The organism is Arthrobacter sp. NPDC057009, from assembly GCF_042673905.1.
GTDB lineage: Bacteria > Actinomycetota > Actinomycetes > Actinomycetales > Micrococcaceae > Arthrobacter.
On sequence record NZ_JBHUSB010000036.1, the window covers coordinates 1 to 18,201 of the forward strand.

The 18,201-nt window shown below is 63.0% G+C and carries 16 protein-coding genes; 6 read left to right on the top strand and 10 right to left on the bottom strand.

Annotation, left to right across the window (positions count from 1 at the left end):
- Positions 1-503 precede the first annotated feature (503 nt).
- The 4 genes from ACFTR6_RS21390 to ACFTR6_RS21405 are packed head-to-tail and all read right to left on the bottom strand — an operon-like array spanning position 504 to position 4,205.
- Positions 504-1,928 (bottom strand): aspartate ammonia-lyase, encoded by a 1,425-nt coding sequence (locus ACFTR6_RS21390; RefSeq protein ID WP_377959399.1) that lies wholly within the window; start codon positions 1,926-1,928, stop codon positions 504-506.
- 24 nt (positions 1,929-1,952) lie between these two features.
- The gene (locus ACFTR6_RS21395; protein WP_087872633.1) at positions 1,953-3,125 is read right to left on the bottom strand and encodes a M20 family metallopeptidase; all 1,173 of its coding nucleotides are present in this window, start codon (positions 3,123-3,125) and stop codon (positions 1,953-1,955) included.
- Entirely contained in the window at positions 3,115-3,786 is a 672-nt protein-coding gene (locus tag ACFTR6_RS21400; RefSeq protein ID WP_377959400.1) for a DUF1028 domain-containing protein, read from the bottom strand. The genes ACFTR6_RS21395 and ACFTR6_RS21400 overlap by 11 nt, the downstream gene beginning before the upstream one ends.
- Complete coding sequence (locus ACFTR6_RS21405; RefSeq protein WP_076798796.1) at positions 3,783-4,205, bottom strand: RidA family protein; 423 nt, start codon at positions 4,203-4,205, stop codon at positions 3,783-3,785. The genes ACFTR6_RS21400 and ACFTR6_RS21405 overlap by 4 nt, the downstream gene beginning before the upstream one ends.
- 131 nt (positions 4,206-4,336) lie before the next feature.
- Between ACFTR6_RS21405 and ACFTR6_RS21410 the strand changes: the two genes are divergently transcribed.
- Positions 4,337-5,281, top strand: a complete 945-nt coding sequence (locus ACFTR6_RS21410; RefSeq protein WP_076798795.1) for a LysR substrate-binding domain-containing protein — start codon at positions 4,337-4,339, stop codon at positions 5,279-5,281.
- 111 nt (positions 5,282-5,392) lie between these two features.
- Here ACFTR6_RS21410 and ACFTR6_RS21415 read toward each other — a convergent pair whose 3' ends face one another.
- On the bottom strand, positions 5,393-6,718 hold the full coding sequence (locus ACFTR6_RS21415) for a flavin-containing monooxygenase (protein ID WP_377959401.1): 1,326 nt from the start codon (positions 6,716-6,718) through the stop codon (positions 5,393-5,395).
- A gap of 469 nt (positions 6,719-7,187) precedes the next feature.
- Between ACFTR6_RS21415 and ACFTR6_RS21420 the strand changes: the two genes are divergently transcribed.
- Positions 7,188-8,555, top strand: a complete 1,368-nt coding sequence (locus ACFTR6_RS21420; protein WP_377959402.1) for an MFS transporter — start codon at positions 7,188-7,190, stop codon at positions 8,553-8,555.
- Positions 8,556-8,653: 98 nt separating this feature from the next.
- Here the strand turns inward: ACFTR6_RS21420 and ACFTR6_RS21425 are convergent, their stop codons facing one another.
- Positions 8,654-9,271 carry a TetR/AcrR family transcriptional regulator gene (locus ACFTR6_RS21425; RefSeq protein WP_076798793.1) on the bottom strand — a complete coding sequence of 206 codons (618 nt, stop codon included), beginning with the start codon at positions 9,269-9,271 and terminating at the stop codon, positions 8,654-8,656.
- 94 nt (positions 9,272-9,365) lie between these two features.
- The gene (locus ACFTR6_RS21430) at positions 9,366-11,348 is read right to left on the bottom strand and encodes a primary-amine oxidase (protein WP_377959403.1); all 1,983 of its coding nucleotides are present in this window, start codon (positions 11,346-11,348) and stop codon (positions 9,366-9,368) included.
- Positions 11,349-11,464: 116 nt separating this feature from the next.
- Here ACFTR6_RS21430 and ACFTR6_RS21435 point away from each other — a divergent pair, with 116 nt between their 5' ends.
- From ACFTR6_RS21435 to ACFTR6_RS21445, 3 genes are all read left to right on the top strand, one after another.
- Positions 11,465-11,929 (top strand): hypothetical protein, encoded by a 465-nt coding sequence (locus tag ACFTR6_RS21435; RefSeq protein ID WP_377959404.1) that lies wholly within the window; start codon positions 11,465-11,467, stop codon positions 11,927-11,929.
- 58 nt (positions 11,930-11,987) lie between these two features.
- Entirely contained in the window at positions 11,988-13,481 is a 1,494-nt protein-coding gene (locus ACFTR6_RS21440) for an aldehyde dehydrogenase family protein (RefSeq protein WP_377959405.1), read from the top strand.
- A gap of 188 nt (positions 13,482-13,669) precedes the next feature.
- A complete protein-coding gene (locus tag ACFTR6_RS21445; protein WP_377959406.1) occupies positions 13,670-15,187 on the top strand; it encodes an APC family permease in 1,518 nt (505 codons plus the stop codon).
- A gap of 240 nt (positions 15,188-15,427) precedes the next feature.
- Here the strand turns inward: ACFTR6_RS21445 and ACFTR6_RS21450 are convergent, their stop codons facing one another.
- The 3 genes from ACFTR6_RS21450 to ACFTR6_RS21460 all read right to left on the bottom strand — a co-directional run bounded on the left by ACFTR6_RS21450 (position 15,428) and on the right by ACFTR6_RS21460 (position 16,840).
- Positions 15,428-16,042 carry a hypothetical protein gene (locus ACFTR6_RS21450; protein ID WP_377959407.1) on the bottom strand — a complete coding sequence of 205 codons (615 nt, stop codon included), beginning with the start codon at positions 16,040-16,042 and terminating at the stop codon, positions 15,428-15,430.
- A gap of 196 nt (positions 16,043-16,238) precedes the next feature.
- The gene (locus tag ACFTR6_RS21455) at positions 16,239-16,709 is read right to left on the bottom strand and encodes a hypothetical protein (protein WP_076798788.1); all 471 of its coding nucleotides are present in this window, start codon (positions 16,707-16,709) and stop codon (positions 16,239-16,241) included.
- A gap of 2 nt (positions 16,710-16,711) precedes the next feature.
- On the bottom strand, positions 16,712-16,840 hold the full coding sequence (locus ACFTR6_RS21460; RefSeq protein WP_257787663.1) for a hypothetical protein: 129 nt from the start codon (positions 16,838-16,840) through the stop codon (positions 16,712-16,714).
- A 227-nt stretch (positions 16,841-17,067) separates the two neighbouring features.
- On the opposite strand from ACFTR6_RS21460, the gene ACFTR6_RS21465 reads away from it, so the two are divergent.
- Positions 17,068-17,733, top strand: coding sequence for a uridine kinase (locus ACFTR6_RS21465; protein WP_076798787.1), 666 nt, complete (start codon positions 17,068-17,070; stop codon positions 17,731-17,733).
- Positions 17,734-18,201 lie beyond the last annotated feature (468 nt).

An 18,201-nucleotide genomic window follows, 5' to 3' on the forward strand; every position in this document is an offset into this window, starting at 1 on the left:
TCGGCGGCTGACGCCGTAACGGGCACCACCACCAGAGCACCCAGCGCAAGCGACAGCGCGGCCAGCAGTGCGGGGAGCCTCAGATGTCGCGACCCGTGCAGACGAAGAACAGGTGGGGGGCCGCCTGCCCGCCGTACATTGAGCCAGGAAGCCCAGTGGCCTCTACCACGCCCGACCGTGGGGAAAAATCTGTAGTTCACGTCGTTTTGCATAGGGATGGCCACCAGCCTCACCACTCGTATTGGAGTTGTTTGCCTATGCCAGTCCCCAGCGACGTTCCCTACTGGATACGAGAAATCAAAGCCCGTGCTGCTGCAGTTCTGGCAACTTCGCGTATACCCTCGAAACATATTCGCTCAGGCAACTTGTAAAAAGCTTGGTATTTCTTGGAACGGATGGGTGGATGGCCGCCCTAGCGGCGTCCGGGGGAGAGGCAGCGAAGAGCTGTTGGCATATGCCGGATGAGCCGCCCCGCGAAAACGGAGCGACCACGTCCGTTGCGGTCACTTGAGTCCGGCGAGGACGGCCGGCGAAAGAGCCTTTTCGAGTTCCTGTTCGTCGAGGAGGCCGCGGGATAGGACGAGCTCCGCAATATTGCGGGTGCAAGTCAACGCTTCCTTGGCCAACTCCGCGGCTGTCGTGTAGCCGAGCAGGGGCGCGAGGCCGGTGACGACGCTGATGGACTCCGCCATTCGCTCTGCAAGCAGAGGCCTGTTCGCCGTGATGCCGTCGACGCAGTGAGTACGTAGCTGCCGGCACGCCGCCGTTAGCCAGGCTATTGATTCCAGCAGCGCGTCAGCCATAACGGGCTCGAAGGCATTGAGCTGCAGCTGGCCCGCTTCGACTGCCATGGTCACCGTCGCGTCCGCGCCGACGACGCGGAACGCTACCTGATTGACCATTTCCGGGATGACTGGGTTCACCTTGCCGGGCATGATGGAGGATCCGGCCTGGACGGGGGGAAGGAGGATCTCGCCGAATCCGGACTGTGGCCCGGAGGACAGCAGACGCAGGTCGTTGCAGACCTTGGATAGCTTCACCGCAGCCCGCTTCAGCACCCCCGAGGCCAGGAGGAATACCCCGGTATCGCCGGTGGCTTCCACGAGATTCGCCGCCGAGACGACGTCCAACCCGGCGACTTGGGCCAGCTCGGCGACAACAACGTCCCGGTATTCGGGGGGAGCGGTGATCCCTGTGCCGATGGCTGTGGCGCCGAGGTTGGATTCGCGCAGGTGGGGCAGCAGCTCCTCAAGCCGGTACCTGTCCTCGCGCAGTGTCTCGGCGAACGCCCCGAATTCCTGCCCCAGGGTCATGGGTACTGCGTCCTGAAGCTGGGTCCGTCCGACTTTGACGATGGCGGCGAATTCTTCTGCTTTGGCGTCGAAGGCTTCGCTGAGCCTGCCGTGTTCGGAGCACAGTTCTATCAGGTCCCGCTGCAGTGCAAGTTTGACCGCGGTGGGGTAGACATCGTTGGTGCTTTGGCTGCGATTTACGTGATCGATGGGGTGCAGCTGCGCATAGTCACCCTTGCTGTGGCCCAGAATCTCCAGGGCACGGTTGGCGATGACCTCGTTGGCGTTCATGTTGGTGCTGGTTCCCGCGCCGCCTTGGATCCTGTCGACGACGAAGGAGGAATCGAACTGGCCTTCCATCACCTCCAGGGCAGCTGTCTGGATCGCTTCTGACTTGTCGGCCGGGAGGAGGCCGAGGGATTCGTTGGCCCGTGCGGCCGCGTATTTCACCGCCCCCATCGCCCACACCAGGGAACGGAAACTGCCGATGCTGCGGCCGCTGACCGGAAAATTATCGACAGCGCGGAGGGTGCTGATGCCCCAGTAGGCGTCAGCGGGAACAACTACTTCCCCCAGGCTGTCGCGCTCCAGCCGGCGAACTGGTCCGGAGCCTGTGGGAGTCGTTTCATGCGTCATGGTGTGGCTTCCTAGGTCGGTGGTTTACTGAGGGGTTCCCAGATAGTCAAGGGCGGTTAGGGCCAGGGCCGTGGCGCCATCCTTAATGGCGCGGTTGGCGGCGTCGCCTACACAGAACGCTGCAAACTCGGGCTGGTGGTTCGCGGCGGGGAAACACCCGAGGCCGATGTACGGGTGGATGGCCGGGACAATCTGGGACACGTTTCCCATGTCTGTTGACGCCCGGTTCATGGTGGCCTGCTGGGCGGGGGCATTGAAGTCCCGGCCCAGCGCCTTGGCGTGGCGCACGTAGAGCTCGAGTGCCCGGACGTCGGTGCGGAACTCGGAGTACGGCTCGGATTCCGGGGTTATCGAAAGTTCGCATCCGGCGGCCAGTGCGCCGGCTTCGAAGCACTGGTAAACGCGCTTTTCCAGAGGCTCGAGATCAGCCAATGTCTCTGCCCGTACGTACCAGCGGCCCTCCGTCTTTTCGGGTATGGCGTTGGGCGCTTCCCCGCCCCTGGTCTGGATGCCGTGGACACGGGTACCGGCGGGCAGTTGCTGGCGAAGCAGGCCGAGCGCGACCTGGGCTACGACAAAGGCGTCGTTGGCGTTCACGCCCTGCTCGGGGTAGGCAGCCGCGTGAGCTGACTTGCCGTGGTATTCCACGTGGCTGTGGGCAACGGCGTAGGGACGCGCCTCCGCGGAGTCCACCGGACTCGGGTGGGTCATCATGGCCAGGTCCAGACCGGCGAAGGCGCCACGCTTGAGCAACTCGATCTTGCCGCCGCCACCTTCCTCTGCAGGGGTTCCGTAGAGCTCCACCGTGAGGTTCCGTTCGGCAGCGAAGTCCTTCAGCGCCAACGCCGCACCACAGGAGGTGGCCGTGATGATGTTGTGGCCGCAGGCATGGCCGAGCCCGGGAAGGGCGTCGTATTCGGCCATCAGGCCAACCCTGCGCTTCCCTGTGCCGTAGAATGCCCGGATGGCGGTGGGAAAGCCGAGGTACCCACGCTCGACGGTGAAGCCGTTCGCCTCAAGGTAGTCTGCGGTCCATCCGGCGGCCTGGTGTTCCTGCCAGCCCAATTCCGGATTTGCATGGAGCTGCTCGGAGAGGTGCACGAGTGCCGGGTGGGCGGCGGCCACCGCCGCCAGCACCCGTGCCTGTTCTCCGGTGGAATCCGGCATCGCTGTTGCCGTTACAGGTTCAGCGGTCATCGCCGGGCACCCCGTATCCGACGGATGATGCAGGATCCAGCCCACGCACCACGTAGTCCTCACGCTGGGGAAGCCACACCTGCAGTAGCCTGTCCAGCTCGTTGATGGGTTCTTCGTGCCAGTCGACCCGCAGGTCGGTGTCTCGCCAGCCGTGGCCGGAGACAATGGAGATGCCGGCTGAACGGACGGGACCTTCCTCCCCGCCGGCCTCCAGCGCTGCCCGGAGTGCGCGCAGGAGCCTGACTTCAAGTTCCCCGACCGAGGCCTCAAAGGCATCGCACATTGCTTGCGGGACTTCCCGGTTGGCAAGCATGTTGCCGGCCGCGACGCTGTAGCTGCCCCGCCCTTCTGCATAGACCCCGAGAGTATGTGCACCGCTGAACACTGCAGAACCGCCATGAGCGTCGAGAACCACAAGCTGACGGTAATCAACCGAGGGTGCCTCCAGTGCGACGGTGTCGACGGCTTCCCGGGCGGATGCACCCGACTGGAGCCGGTCCAGCAGGAGTTTGCCGAGGCGCGGATCGGTGATGTTTTGAGAGCTGACGGCTCCGATGTTGTCCCTTAAGTGGGCGCAGCGCGCTGCCACGGCCGGTGAGGAGGAGCTGACAGCGATGCCGAAGCGACCGTGGCCATCTGTGGCGGCAATACTGAAAGTCACTGTGACGCTCCCGTTGACAGCACGGCAGTGGCATCGATCTCGACGAGCCATTCTGGGCGGGCGAGGGCCTGGACGACGATGCCGGTCGAAACCGGAAAGACGCCCCTGAGCCACCGGCCCATGGTCCTGTAGACGGTTTCGCGGTACCGCGGGTCGATGATGTAGACGGTGACCTTGACGATGTCCTCAAGGCTGCTGCCGGCTTCCTTCAGTAGCATGTCGATGTTTGCCATGGCCTTTTCGGTCTGGGCCTCCACGTCCCCGATGCCGACAGATTCCCGGGTGTCCAGGTCTTGGCCGATTTGTCCGCGGAGGTAGACAACGCCGTTGGCAACCACTGCCTGGCACAGATCGTTGTCCAGGTTCTGCTCTGGATAAGTTTCTTTGGTGTTGAAGGTGCGCAGACGCTGGTGCTTCATTGTGCTTCCTAACTCGTGGAGGGGTGGCAAAGGGGGTTCTTCAAGCTTCACGGCCGTGCAACTCATCTGTCCAACAGTCATTTCCGCTCTTTCGTATCGATTTTTTCGATCTAGTGGCCTACATTGAACGGATGGATGTGACCCTTACTCAGCTCAGGTACTTCACGGAAGCGGCGGCGCAGCTTTCGATGACAGCGGCCGCCGGAAGGCTTAACGTCGCCCAGTCGGCGGTATCAGCGGCGATAGCCCAGCTTGAGCGATCGGTGGGTGCCCAGTTCTTCATTCGCCAGCGTTCCAAGGGGCTGGTGCTGACGTCGGCAGGGGAGTTGTTTCTCCGGGATGCCCAGTCGATTTTGGCCCACGTCGAGGAGAGCCTTGATCATGCGCGGGGTGAGCAAAAAAGTGTCACAGGCCGCATCCGAATGGCCTGCTTCAGCACCCTCGCCCCCTTCCTGCTGCCCGGACTGCTGACGCGCCTCAACGATGAGCACCCCGCCTTGGAGTTGGAGGTCATGGAGGCCGACACCGCAGGATGCGCCAACGCGCTGCTCAATGGGCAGGTCGAGTTGGCGCTGTGCTACGACATGGGCCTGCCCGAGGGCATCGCCACCACGGTCGTTGACCGCTCCAGGCCGTATTTGGCGCTTCCCCCGGATCACCCGCTGGCCGGCGCGGGAGCGCTGGCCCTGACCGACCTCAAGGACGAACCGTTTGTTCTCCTGGACCTGCCCTACACGCGGGACGTGATGCTCTCGCTGGTGCGCAAGGGCGGCCACGAACCGAACGTCAAGTTCCGGTCCGGCAGTTACGAGACCGTGCGGACCTTCGTCGCCCACGGACACGGATATTCCATCCTGCACCAGAGACCCCATCACGGCATGACGTACGACGGCGGGCAGATCGCCACTGTGGAAATCAAGGACGATGTTCCACATTTGAAGACCGTTGTGGCGCGTCTTGAGACGCAGCGTCCCACTGCCCGCCTGCGTGCTGTTGGACAGGTCGTGAGGCAGCAGATCGAGGCGGCTCACTCGAGCCGCCCAGGCGGCCGGGTTCAGCAGGAGCGACCCGCGTAAAAGCGCAGGGCACTAAACCTAAGACATGTGGTGGCCGTCCGGAAGGTTGTAGTGCCCTGCCCAGTCGTTCACTGGCTAGGGCTTGGAGCGCCCGTTCGCGTCCGGAACGCCTTAGACCGCCGCTTTCTCAGCCAGGATGCTGGCAGGAGAGTCGTCGGTCGATGTCTGTGCCCGCTCGAGCGGCTTGTCGTCCACGTGGGCTGCGTAGCCCCGCTGGATCATGATCTGGTCAGCCACGTAACCAGCATCGTGCCATACTCCCCAAATGAAGCTTGAGCCGCGGCGGGATTGCCAGGGCAGTCCGAGGAAGTACACACCTGGCTCAGCAGACACACCGCGCTGGTGCTTTGGCTTTCCGCTGGCGTCGACGGCGTTGTCAACCTTCAGCCAGCTGTAATCGACCGCGAACCCTGTCGCCCAGATGATTGAGGTGACGCCTGCAGCGCTGAGATTGAGCTCGAGAAGCGGGTTGGTCACGCTGTCCGGGGCATCTCCGAGAACACGCGCTTCAGGCTCTTCCGGGAAGTCCAGGCCGTTGCGGGCAACGTACTCGTCGGCTTCGTCAAGCACTGATAAATAGTTGGCGTCACCTGCCGCGACATTCACGGCAAGATCCGTTGCGAAGCGCATGATGCCGTTGTCATAGGAAGCAGTCCGGCCGACCAGCGTGACGCCCACGGCAGCGAGGGCGCGGAAGTCTACGGTATGGCCGCCGTTTGCCCCGCTGACGGCGATCGTGACGTGCTCGGCCCCCTTCGGCGGAGCCGACATTTCCCATTTGCCGAGGACTCCGAGCCACCAGCAGAAGTCCTTGCCGCGGTACTGCCGCGGGGGCCGGTCGTGCGGGCCGACGGACAGGAAGACCTCGCGGCCCGACCGCTGAAGCTCTTCGGCGATTTGAACACCGGACGAGCCGGCACCCACGACCAAAACCTTGCCGGCCAGCAGCTGCTGCGGATTCCGGTAGGAACTGGAGTGGATTTGCTGTAGTGCTGCGCTCTCCGGGACGACCGCGGGAATGACCGGCCGCTGGAACGGCCCGGTCGCCGCCACGACGTAACGGGCGTCGAAAACTCCTTCTGACGTGTCCACCTGAAAACCGGTTGCGCCCGCCTTCTTTCGCACGGACTTCACCTCAACACCGCACCGGATGGGGGCGTTGAACCTGGCCGCGTAGGCTTCGAAGTAATCCGCGACCCGCTCCTTCGGGGCGAACTCATCTGGCTCGAGATCGTCAAATTCCATACCCGGAAAGCGGTCGTGCCAGGCAGGGCCGTTGGCCACCAGGGAGTCCCACCGTCCCGTGCGCCACCGCTCAGCGATCCGGTCCCGCTCCAGCACGATGTGCGGCACGCCGCGGTTTGTCAGATGCTCGCTCATGGCCACTCCGGCCTGGCCCGCGCCGACGACCAGAACTTCAGTCTTTTGGCTCGACATGCCAACCTCCATTGCAAATAAGTAAGTGTGATTCGATGCGACGCAAGCAATCCGTGGGCCCGGAGGGCGTTACTGGGAGCCTCGTTCGTGCATCTCGATGTATTCACGAAACCGCAGCGCAGCCGCCGATTTCAAACATCAGTTCCCGCCTAAGTGCATCGTTTTTTCAGATTTATCCATCGCTAACGAATCATCTGAGCGAATCAACTGCGCATTTCGGATGGTGAGCCTGCTGGTTTGACCGGCTTTCAAGGCCGGGGCGGAGATCCAGAGACCGCATCTGGAAATCCGATGCACTTCCAGAATTAAAAGTGTTGGACAGATGTTTTCGGCAGGGCGTGAAATGGAAACCAAGGATCCGAGGACCAAACCGCAACGAAAGTCCAAGCGCGCAGGGGTGGGACGAAGACGTCCGACACACTCGCTGCCAGTCAGCCCTATCTCTCAGGAATTCCCCGCAGGAGGAACCGTGACCATCAACCAACCGGGACTGCCGGTCAACCAGAAGGGCCTGCGCAAGAGCGTCATGGCCGGCTCGATCGGCGTCTTTGTCCACTGGTTCGAGTGGGCGATCTACGCCTACTTGGCGTCAACCATCGCCACCATTTTCTTCCCGCAGCAGGATGCAACAGCTGCTCTGCTGTCGGTTTTTGCTGTTTTCGCCATCTCTTTTGGAGTCCGTCCGCTCGGCGCCCTGATCTTCGGCACACTCGGCGACCGCATCGGCCGGAAGAAGACGCTGTCAATCGTCATCTTGTCCATGTCCGGGGCGACGCTCGTCGTGGGCCTTCTGCCCACTTACGATGCCATCGGCCTCTGGGCCCCGGTGCTCCTGGTCGCCGCGCGGGTTGTTCAGGGCCTCGCAGCCGGCGGAGAGTTCGGTAGCGCTGCGGCCTTCCTGGCCGAGTACTCGCCCCGCAAGCACCGGGGCTTCGGCGTGAGCTGGCTCGAATTCGGTAGCCTGCTGGGGTTTCTGGCAGCATCGCTGGTCGTCTTCGTGCTGACCTCCTTGGCGGACGCCCAGGCCATCGAAAACGGTGCATGGCGGATCCCGTTCCTCATCGCCGTTCCCCTCGGCATCGTCGGCTTCTACATCCGCACAAAGATCGAGGACACCCCCGAGTTTCTCTCGCTCAAAAAGCTGGAAAACGTGCCTCAAAGCCCGGTCAAAGAGGTCTTCCGGCTTCACTGGAAGCAGCTGCTGCAGATGAGCGGGCTCGAGATCATGATGCACGTGACGTTCTACGTCGTGCTCGTCTACCTGCTCACGTACCAGGAGAAGGTTTTGGGCTTCGACGCAGGTACCGCCGCACTGCTGTCCACTGTCGCGTCTATCGCCGGACTGGTCCTCGTCCCGGTCTGCGGTGCACTCTCGGACCGGATCGGCCGCCGTCCGCTGCTAATCATCGCCGCGGTTGCCCTGATCGTCCTTTCTGTGCCGCTCTTCCTGGTCATGGGTTCAGGTGTTTCCTGGGCCGGAACTGTTGGCACCCTCGGCCTTGGAATAATCCTGGCCCTTATCCTGGGAGTCCATGCTGTGGCAGCCGCTGAACTCTTCCCTACCCGTACACGCCAGACCGGCCTCTCGCTGGCCTACAGCATCACCGCCGCCATCTTCGCCGGCACAGTCCCCTACGTCCTGACGTGGCTCATCGCGCAGACAGGAAACGGCATGATGCCGGCCTTCTACCTCATCCTCGTGGGAATCATCGGCCTGGTGGCCGTCCTGAGCATGAAAGAAACCAAAGGCATCGATCTGCTCAGCGGCGCAGACGTCATCCCCACGGCCGCGCCGGGCATTGGCTCTGAACAGCAGCCAGCATCGTCTCAGTCATAGCGAACGCTCAAACCACGAAAGGCCGCGTCCTGGGTCTGAGCACTGGGACGCGGCCTTTATCCATGCCTGGCTTTACCATCAGTCTGCAACTGCTTTTCCTAGGCTGCGGTTCTCCCGGGGCTGCCTTGCGCCAGGCGCACAATGGCTCTTTCCATCAAGTGACGCTGCCGGGAGCCGGTGACAGCGCCCGGGTCCAGCATGGACGTGACGTGCAGGCCCATCATGATGTTCAGCAGTTCATCGACGACCGTGTCCGGGTCCGCCAAGGGCGGGCATTCGCCGTCGTGTTCTGCTTCGGCGAGAAATCCCAGCATCAGGTCCCGCCAATGCAGCAGAGCGTCCCGTCCCACAGCGCGGAGGGAATCCTCCGTCTGGGCGCGCTGCCAGAAGGACACCGCCACCCGTGCCTCCACGACGGTGAGGGGGTCTGCCGGGATGATTTCCATGCAAAGGCCTCGCAGCGCCGCGAGCCCGCGGCGGCCCTCCGTGCCAGCGGTAATCCTTTCGTTGGTGCGCTCGCAGATCAGTTCGTAAGAGGCGAGCAGGAGCGCGTCCTTGCTGGGGAAATAGTGCGCCAGGACCCCGGGCGCGGCGTAGCCGCATTCCCGGGCGATGTCCCTCATACTGGCGTTTTCGATGCCCTGTTCCGCGATGAGCCGCCACGTGGTTTCGATGATCGAGCGGCGTCGTTCCTGGTGATCTACCAAGCGGGGCATGGTGCTCCTTAGTCCACAGGCGGGGTCTGTCGAGCCGCCGTGTGCACCCTACCACCGCGGGAACCCTGGCGCGTTCCCGCGGCTGCGGGGTGACTCAGTGTGCGCAGGTTACGGGCCCGGAGCTGTCGGAGACAGTGCCTCCGGCTGCGGTTCCGCTCGCGCAGTGCCCGGAAACGGAGGGTGGGACGTTCAGCGTGGGGTTTGAATCGAAGAAGCCGTGCGGCTTCAATGTGAATCCGGTGGTGTCTACCGGCATGATGGGCCAGTCCTCCGGGCGAGGGAAGTGGGTCAGGCCGAAGGAGTGCCACACGACGAGGTCCTGGCCGTCGAGGTCACGGTCCTGGGCGATGTAGGCGGGAAGCCCTGCATCACCTGGGTGCTGGTTGACGAAGTCGCCCGCTGCATAAAGCTCGCCATCCCCGTACTGGGTAACCCACAGGTGGTGCCGGGCGAATGCGGCCCGCGATGCAATGGACGAATCGTCGGCCATCGCAAGGGTGGGATTGCCTTCTGGGTACAGCGTGTAGCCGACAGGGTGGCCAAGCTGGTTTAGGGACTCGGGGTTGCTGACGTGCCAGACTCGCCCCTTCGTGCCATCTGCATCGCGTACCGCCTCGGATTCGCGCGCCAGGAGGGTGCGTTTTTGCGAGAATGCGTTGCCGTGGGGGTTTCCCGGGCCCTTGGGAAGCCGGACGAGGTCCAGTTCCTCTATACGGTTGGCGGGACCGTCGATCATCATGTCCAGGCGGGCACTGAAAAGGTGCTGGTGGTAGGGCGCACCAAGCCCGGGAGCGATCTCTGAGGCGTAGGCGTACTTCTTGTCTGGCAGGGCGGCTGTGAACACGATGCCGGTTGCCTTGGCCTCAAACTCGATAGTGCCGTCCAGGTAGAGATACCAGTAGAAGCCGTAATCGTAATTGCCCACGGTGGTGAAGAAGGACACCACCAGCCGGCGGTTGCGGCGCACCTCGTTGGAACCGGCCCATTCATCGGTGTGCTTCCAGAGGATGCCGGCGTCTTCTTCGTGAATGCAGATGCCATTGTCTATGGTGCGCGGGTTCCCAAAGTCATCGGCTACGACGGGGGACATGTACATGATCTCGCCGAGGCAGTCACAACCGAGCTTCAGGGAGTTCGCGTCCCGACCGACAAGATATTCGCCGGAGTCGAAGTAGTTCTGCCAGCTGCGGTAGGGGGAAGGATCGCCGTATGGGACGACCATTTCGGAGATGGAGGCACGGTGGACGAGGGGGCGCCGTCGGCCGTCGTGTGTGTGGTGGAGTTGCTGGAGGACAAGTCCTTCACGGGCGTCGAATCCTACTCGCAGGTCCCACCCGGCCCACGAGAGGTGATTGCCCTCCAAAGTGAAGCTGGGACCCTCTGGCTGGGTGATTTCGATCGGTTTCAGGTCGGTGCGGAGCTCGCCGTGGACTGATGCGTCTGTGTAGTTTCCGTTGACGTCCGGGACGGGCACGGGTCCGTCGTCGATGAGGTGGTTCACGCGGCGGTTTTCCACGTCGACGAAGGCGACGAGGCCGTCGATGGGGTGGGCCCAGGCATGGTCGAGCGGGTGGTCCTGCCGGAAGCCGAGTCCGCGGAGGAGCCGCTTGCCTTTCTCGTTCTCGTACTCGAAGACTCCTGCGGAGAGCGGAGCTACGCGCACCTGCGCCGGGGTCAGACCGCGTGAGGCAAGGGCAGCGCTCCATTGCGGATCTTCGGCCAGGACATCCTCGATGATTTCAAACTCTTCGATCAGGACAGGGAGCTGACCATCGACGGCGGGGTCCAGCTTCCGCTGGTCGAGGATTTCCCTGGTGGTCAGGGACAGGCGGACGTCGAGCGAGAGGGATCGGGCAGCATCCCAAAGCATTACACGGATAGTGCGGTCTGCGCGGCCGCCGCCCCCTTGAAAGACGGATTTCGGGGGTTCCAGCAGACCAAGGTAGGCGAAACGGGTGGTGTCAGCCACCAGCCCAGCATCCGCCAGGATGTGCCGCGCTGCGGAAATTTCCTGCGCGCTGAGCTGTTCGAGGGGGTGCTGCTTGACTGCAGCCAATGTGGGTGTTTCCAGAGTCATAACACTTCCTGAAGTCAGATTTTGATGATACAACTGTTCCATCAAAAGCTGATGTTACCCATCTCACAGCGCCGGCGTAAAGTGCGATCAGGCGCCGGGAAGCCCCGAGGAGCACCATGGACCCACACGCCCCAGGGCGCTCTGTCCCCCTGCCCGCCGCACGGCTTTCGTCGTGCATCGTCGCCACGGCCGTGGCGGTCAGTGCTGGAGCCCACTCGGTGGCTGCGGCAGCGGGACCGGCCGGAGCGATGGGGTGGTGGATGGCCGCGATGGCTGCCGTCTGCCTGACCTGCGGCGCCCCGTTGGTAGTGGGTCGGCGCTGTGCCGGCAAGGCCGCCGGGCACCTGCTCGCCACAACTGGGGCGATGGTCCTTATCCACGTGGTTCTCCTAACGGTGCCGAACTCTGGAGCTCATCACGTGACCGTCGCGGCTGCCGGCGCTGCTGTCTCCATGGCGCACGCGCCGGCAATGCTGGCGGTGATGGGGGTGGAGCTCTTGTGCATGATGGCGGCTTCCGCCGTCCTCCGCCTGTCCCGACACAACGCCGCCGGCCCGGCATTGCCCGCCGTCGTCCCTTGACCTTCCGTACTGACCCGAACACAAGCCGCCTACGGCGGAACCGATCCCAGGAGCCACTATGAACAGCACCACCATGATTTCCTCCGACTGGCAGAGCCGGGCCGATGCCCTTGCAATCGACGGAAGAGCGTTCGTCGACGGACGAAGGGTGTCCGGCAGCGAACGGCTCACCCGGCCCACCGTCAGTCCCATTGATGGACGCGCCCTCGCCGAACTGACCTCCTGCGGTCGCGCCGACGTTGACACCGCGGTGGCTGCGGCACGGCGCGCCTTCCCGGCCTGGTCACGCAGGGCTGCCGTGGAGCGCAAGGAGTCACTGCTGGCACTGGCCGCGCTCATGGAGCGCCATGCCGACGAGCTGGCCCTCCTGGAAACACTCGACAGCGGCAAGCCCATCCTGCAGACCACTACCGTGGACGTTCCTGGTGCCATTTCCACCCTGCGCTGGTATGCGGAGGCAGCGGATAAACAAGGCGGGGAACTGCCTGCCGTTCCATCCGGAGCCGTAGCTCTGGTCACCCGCGAGCCTTTGGGTGTAGTGGCAGCCATCGTGCCCTGGAACTTCCCCCTTGAGATAGCGGTCTGGAAACTGGCTCCCGCGCTTGCCGCCGGGAACACGATGGTGCTCAAGCCGGCGGAGCAGACTTCCCTGAGCGTCCTGCGGCTCGCTGAATTGGCAGCCGAGGCAGGGCTTCCTGATGGCGTCCTGAATATCGTCACGGGCAGTGGGCGGGAGGTGGGCGCCGCGCTGGCGAACCACATGGATGTCGATGCCCTGGCCTTCACCGGCTCCACGGCCGTTTCCAGAACCTTGCTGGAGGCCTCGGCCCGAAGCAACATCAAGCGCCTTAGCCTGGAGGCCGGCGGCAAAAGCTCCAACGTTATTTTTGCCGACACCGCCGATCTTCCGCTCGCGGCCGCTAAGGCCGCCTTCGGCGCCTTTTACAACCAGGGGCAGGTCTGCTCGGCCAACTCCCGCATCCTGGTTCAGCGGCAGGTTCACGACGAGTTCGCCGCGCTGCTTGCCGACGCGGCCAGCGCGTATGCTCCGGCCGACCCCCTCTCCGGCGGAGAGGGCAACGGTGCCCTGATCAGCAGCACCCACACGCACGACGTCGAAGCCTGGGTCACGCGCGGACGCACCGACGGGGAAGTCCTCTTTGGCGGTGGGCGGCGGATAATCCGGGGTTCTGACGCGTACCTGGAGCCCACACTCTTGGGGGGTCTATCCGCTGACCATGCTGTCCACCGCGAGGAAATCTTCGGTCCGGTCGCCGTGCTGCACGCTTTCGACACCGAAGCTGAAGCGGTGGCAATGGCCAATGCCACCGACTACGGACTGGCGGCATCGGTCTGGACGTCGGATCTGTCGCGGGCGCACCGGGTGGCAGGCGATCTCCTCGCTGGCACCGTTTCCGTTAACACTGTAGACGCGCTGGGGAACACCACACCCCTCGGCGGCTTCAAGCAGTCCGGGTTCGGGCGGGACTTGTCCCTGCACGCCTTCGACAACTACACGGCGCCGAAGACGACCTGGATCCAGTTCGGCTAAGGGCATCAGATAAGCAGATGCATCGGATCACTATCCCATGTTTTACGTGATGCAGTTCACGGGCCTACCTTTAGTCAGCAGCAGAATGACACCAGGCAACAGCGAGGCGAGGAACCGCTGGTCCGCCGGAATCTGCAAACACCCCTTTTTGCGCATTAGCAATCGTCAGCAGTAGCAAAGGACAGATCATGGCTCAGCCAACAACATCAACGCCCCTGGCACAGGAACAAAGCAAACACCTGCAAAAATCCCTTGGCCGCTTCGACATCCTGCTGCTGGTTGTCGCTGCCGTCATCTCAATCGAAGTTCTGGGCCAGGTCTCCGGCTTCGGCGGCGAAACCTTCACGTGGACCCTCATCCTTGCCGTTACCTTCATGGTCCCGTACGGACTCATTTTCGCAGAGACCGGCGGGGCCTTCACCGAGGAAGGAGGGGTCTACGTCTGGACGAAAATGGCGTTCGGCCGTGTGGTGGCTGCCATCACCTCCCTGTTCACCTGGGTGACCCAGCCCGTCTGGGTGGGCGGCGCCATGGCGTTCGTGGCAGTGGAAACCTGGTCTGAATACGTGGGCCACGTAGAGGCCGGCAGCGTGGGTGACTACATCTTCAAACTGCTGTTCATCTGGATCACTGTCTCCTCAGCCATTGTGAGCCTCAAGCACGGCAAGTGGCTGCCGTCGCTGGGGGCCATCCTCAAAGTCGTTTTCCTGACCTTCTTCATCCTGGTCACGCTTGCCTATGGAGTGCAGCACGGCTTCAACGGCCTTGATCTGGGCTTCTTCGCACCCACCCTGGCGGGCTTCCTCGGCGTCACACCCCTGCTGCTGTTCTCCTTCCTGGGCTTCGAATCCGGCAACAGCGCCGCCGGAGAGATGAAGAACCCCGCCAAAGACGTCCCCATCTCCGTGGCCCGCTCCTCGATGATTGCCGCCGCAAGCTACCTCCTGCCCATCCTCGCCATCCTCCTGGTGGTGCCGCTGGACCAGATCACCGGCATCGGTGGCCTGTTTGGTGCCATTTCCACCGTTTATACAGTCTTCGGCCCCGCCGCCGACGCGATGCTTGCCGTCTCCGCGGTCGTCTTCTGCTTCGTACTTGTGGCCCAGGGGGCGGCGTGGATGATCATCAGCGATCGCATGCAAGCCATGGCTGCAGCTGACGGTTCGTTCTTCGGCGGATTCTTCGGCCGCTTCCACCCGAAACTGGGAACACCGATCCGGGTCAATACGCTCTCCGGCGTGGTGGCCACCTTGTTCATGCTGGCAGCCATGCAGCTCAGCGGTACCAGCAGCGCACTGTTCGGCGTGGTCCTGTCGATTGCCATCTCCACGTTCCTGCTCAGCTACCTGCTGGCCATCCCCGCCGCGGTCAGGCTTCGCACAAAGTACCCACTGACCAACCGGCCCTTCAAAGTCCCTGTCTCCGATACAGGATTCCGGGTCCTTGGCTGCATCTGCTTCATCTGGATTCTCATCGGATCATGGGTGGCGATCTTCCCCGGAACACTGGAGATGCTGTTCGGCCTCGACTACGACTTCGAGGAAACCTGGGGCGTCTCGCAAGTCACCTTTGAAGCATTCGCCCTCGGTACACTCGCCAGCATCCTCGCCTTGGGAATCGTGGGCTACGTCCGAGGGAACAAGGTGCGACAGGATCCTGTCACAGACCCCTCCAAAGATTCTGAAGCAGCCCTGCCGGGCGTCTAGTCCTAACGCGCTGCGAGGGGAGACCGCGGTTACGGGGGGTGCCCAAGACCCAGGCGCGGAGCACCCCCAGCCGGATCTCCAAGGACTTATCCGCAAACCTGAGGCCACCCCGTGACTTCACCTTGGAGCTGCACCGCGACGTCCCGTATGGCGAGACCATTGAATCGGATACCAGGTGAAATTCACTCGTCCTCGAAGAGGTGTGTGACCGTGCGAGTCTGAGCCTGCTGGAGCTTCGGATCACTCCCGGTGAGGCCGGGTTACGTGCACAATGATGACCTGGACGTCTTTGGCGCCGTCGTAACGGAGGTCGTAGATGACGTCCAGCCCTGTCGATGTGCCAGGTTCCAGGGTGAAGTCGCCTTTGTCCTCTGGTCGGCTGGAGATGGACTCGATCCAGCGTTCTGCTGATTCACCTGGAATGCCGTAGCGGTCCACGCCGTCACGGAGGAGGGCGGTGAAGTCCTCCAATGACCCTGCCGTGAGGAAGTATGTGACCTGGCTGAAATCGGGCCCGTTGTTCATGCCATTGAGCCGCAGCCGGTCCGTGTGGGCACGGACGGTACCCGTTGGCCCTTCGATAATCAGCTCCATCATGCCGTCGCGCATCAGGACGTCCGGTGCCTGGCTTGTACCGCTCTCAAGGCCGACGCTTTCTTTGGTGAGCTGTCCGGAGGTCATGTCCAGCCGGGCGGATTTGGACGCCTTGATTTGTGCGATCCCGGCCTCATCCAGGCGGGCATAGCCGTTGGCGGCCGCCGTTGCTGTGGTGGCAGCGCCAGCCCCTCCGTAGGGGACGAGGCAACCGGTGAGCAGCAGCGGAACGAGCAGAAACGACGCAGCAATGCCCTTCATTCTTATCCCCCAAATGAACGTGTACGGTCAGGTCAGTAAATCACCTGGGAAGGACGATCCTGGAACTCCGGGACAGGGTAGTTGTGCCCATCGCCGGGACCGGACAAGTGTGGAAACATTCCATGGGCACGCCACGATTGGTGGTCCATGGACTGGTCAGTGGGGAAGAACTGGCTGTGCTGGCTGAACATCGTTCCTATCGTGACGTGCCTGGCTGGTCGGGGTGTTCCTGGCCCAGCTCCAAGAGGTTGATGTCGACCGCGCCGGAAGTGCCCGGCTTTGGGGAACCCCGCCGCTTACGTAGCTGGGTGGCGCGGTATTCGTTGCGGGCGAGGATGAACGCGTAGGGCGTGAAGAACCCGGAAATGCCGATGAGCCACAGGGCACCCCACTCTGGGGGCTTGCCCTCCCATAGAGGATGCAGGAACAGCCACACGGAGGCGAGCAGGATGGTCCCCGATACGAGCATGAGGATGCCCATGCCCCACCAAGTGCTGACTTGCGCCTGACCGCGGCCGGGAGTGAAGCCGATCTCATCGCCTGGGTAGCTGTGCAGTTCACCTGCGCTGGTGGTCCGGAGGACCCGCTTCTCACCGGCTGCGAGGGCCCTCTTGTGCTCGGCGTACACGGCATCATTCCGCCGCTCCTGCTCGCTGTAAAACACCACTGTCAGTACCCTCCGGGGGCAGCGTATCCCGGCTCGCCGGGAATGGAGATGATGAACGCCGCCATCCCGAAGAGCAGGGACAGCGGGGCCAGGCTGGCGGGAATGGTCATGATGACGGCAACGCAGTTCACTGGTGCAAGTTTTCCTTCTGGGATGAGGCGCGCGAAGGCGGCGCGCCCCCAGCACGATGCAACTTCAGGTCCCGGTGAATACGGGTACCTGTGGCTTACATAGACTTCACACTAGCGAACAGCCGAGGTGTCTTGCCCCCGAAAAGAGCTTGCGCTAACCACGGCAACTCTTGAGACTTCATACCAGACAGCTTTGGGCGGGACTGGCGATCGGAGTCGAGACAACCATGGATATGAAACCGGATGTCGGCGAACCCGATGCGGGGCCCTGGCAAGCCGAGCCACTGGAAAGCTTGGTGCAGCGGTTACTGCCGGCAGCAGGACAGCGGCCCAAGCGACCCTGGATTGTAGCGGTAGATGGAAGGAGCGGGTCAGGCAAGACCACTCTGGTCGATCGCCTACTCGCTCGCGTGCCGGAGTCAGATGTCGTTCACACGGACGATGTAGCGTGGCACCTCTCCTTTTTTGACTGGGCGGATGAACTCCGTGACGGTGTCCTCGAACCCCTGCTCCGGGGCGAGGCAGTCCATTACCGTCCGCCGGGTTGGGTGGCCCGGGAACGTCCAGGTGCCATAGCTCTGCCCGCCGGGCGGTCCGTGGTGTGGGTGGAAGGGAGCGGATCATCACGCCAAGCGCTCTCCGACCTGGTCGACGCGTCGATCTGGGTGCAGTGCGACAACCTTGAAGCCCGACGTCGACTCCTGGCGCGGGATGGCCAGGAAGAAGAAGAGCTGCACAGGGAGTGGGAAGAACAGGAAATACCCTTCCTGCTTGAAGACCGGCCGTGGGAGCGTGCTACAGCGATTGTGGCCGGCAGGCCGGCCCTGACGCACGATCCGGACACCCATGTAGTAACCGCTCAGCCGAAACCAGCATGTGCGGAGATCACCTAACGGACGGGCTCGCCATCCGCATTGCCGTGTACGACGGCGGCCAGCACCTAAGCGCTAAGGTGCGGTCCGGCGTCGTGCATGAAGTTTTTGGTGCCTCTTCAACCCAAAAACTGGGGGCCCGCTCAAGAAAACACCAAGCTTTTCACAAGTTGTCCAGCCGACCATGTTCCGAGGGGGAGTGCAGGCAAGGAGCCAGGACGGCAGCAGGCGCTTCGATTTCTCGTACCCAACCGGGAAAGTTGCTCGGAACTGGCATAGGCAGACAACTCCAGTAAGAGTGGTGAGGCTAGTGAGCATCCCTATGCAGGCCGACGGTCAACGCCGGAGATCAACGACCCTGGACTACCTTTTGCATGTGGGCGGGCGCGGCAGAGGTCGCAGGAATCTGCGGATTCAGGCTCTGCTCGCCGCTGTGCTGGTTGCGCTGGGTGCTCTGGTGGTGGTGCCGGGGCCGGCGTCGGCTGCTCC

What these genes read in the sequence shown, in the direction of transcription:
- ACFTR6_RS21390 (WP_377959399.1), bottom strand. Translation starts at nt 1,928, where the DNA reads ATGACGCATGAAACGACTCCCACAGGCTCCGGACCAGTTCGCCGGCTG.
- ACFTR6_RS21395 (WP_087872633.1), bottom strand. Translation starts at nt 3,125, where the DNA reads ATGACCGCTGAACCTGTAACGGCAACAGCGATGCCGGATTCCACCGGA.
- ACFTR6_RS21405 (WP_076798796.1), bottom strand. Translation starts at nt 4,205, where the DNA reads ATGAAGCACCAGCGTCTGCGCACCTTCAACACCAAAGAAACTTATCCA.
- ACFTR6_RS21410 (WP_076798795.1), top strand. Translation starts at nt 4,337, where the DNA reads ATGGATGTGACCCTTACTCAGCTCAGGTACTTCACGGAAGCGGCGGCG.
- ACFTR6_RS21415 (WP_377959401.1), bottom strand. Translation starts at nt 6,718, where the DNA reads ATGTCGAGCCAAAAGACTGAAGTTCTGGTCGTCGGCGCGGGCCAGGCC.
- ACFTR6_RS21425 (WP_076798793.1), bottom strand. Translation starts at nt 9,271, where the DNA reads ATGCCCCGCTTGGTAGATCACCAGGAACGACGCCGCTCGATCATCGAA.
- ACFTR6_RS21430 (WP_377959403.1), bottom strand. Translation starts at nt 11,348, where the DNA reads ATGACTCTGGAAACACCCACATTGGCTGCAGTCAAGCAGCACCCCCTC.
- ACFTR6_RS21435 (WP_377959404.1), top strand. Translation starts at nt 11,465, where the DNA reads ATGGACCCACACGCCCCAGGGCGCTCTGTCCCCCTGCCCGCCGCACGG.
- ACFTR6_RS21440 (WP_377959405.1), top strand. Translation starts at nt 11,988, where the DNA reads ATGAACAGCACCACCATGATTTCCTCCGACTGGCAGAGCCGGGCCGAT.
- ACFTR6_RS21445 (WP_377959406.1), top strand. Translation starts at nt 13,670, where the DNA reads ATGGCTCAGCCAACAACATCAACGCCCCTGGCACAGGAACAAAGCAAA.
- ACFTR6_RS21450 (WP_377959407.1), bottom strand. Translation starts at nt 16,042, where the DNA reads ATGAAGGGCATTGCTGCGTCGTTTCTGCTCGTTCCGCTGCTGCTCACC.
- ACFTR6_RS21465 (WP_076798787.1), top strand. Translation starts at nt 17,068, where the DNA reads ATGGATATGAAACCGGATGTCGGCGAACCCGATGCGGGGCCCTGGCAA.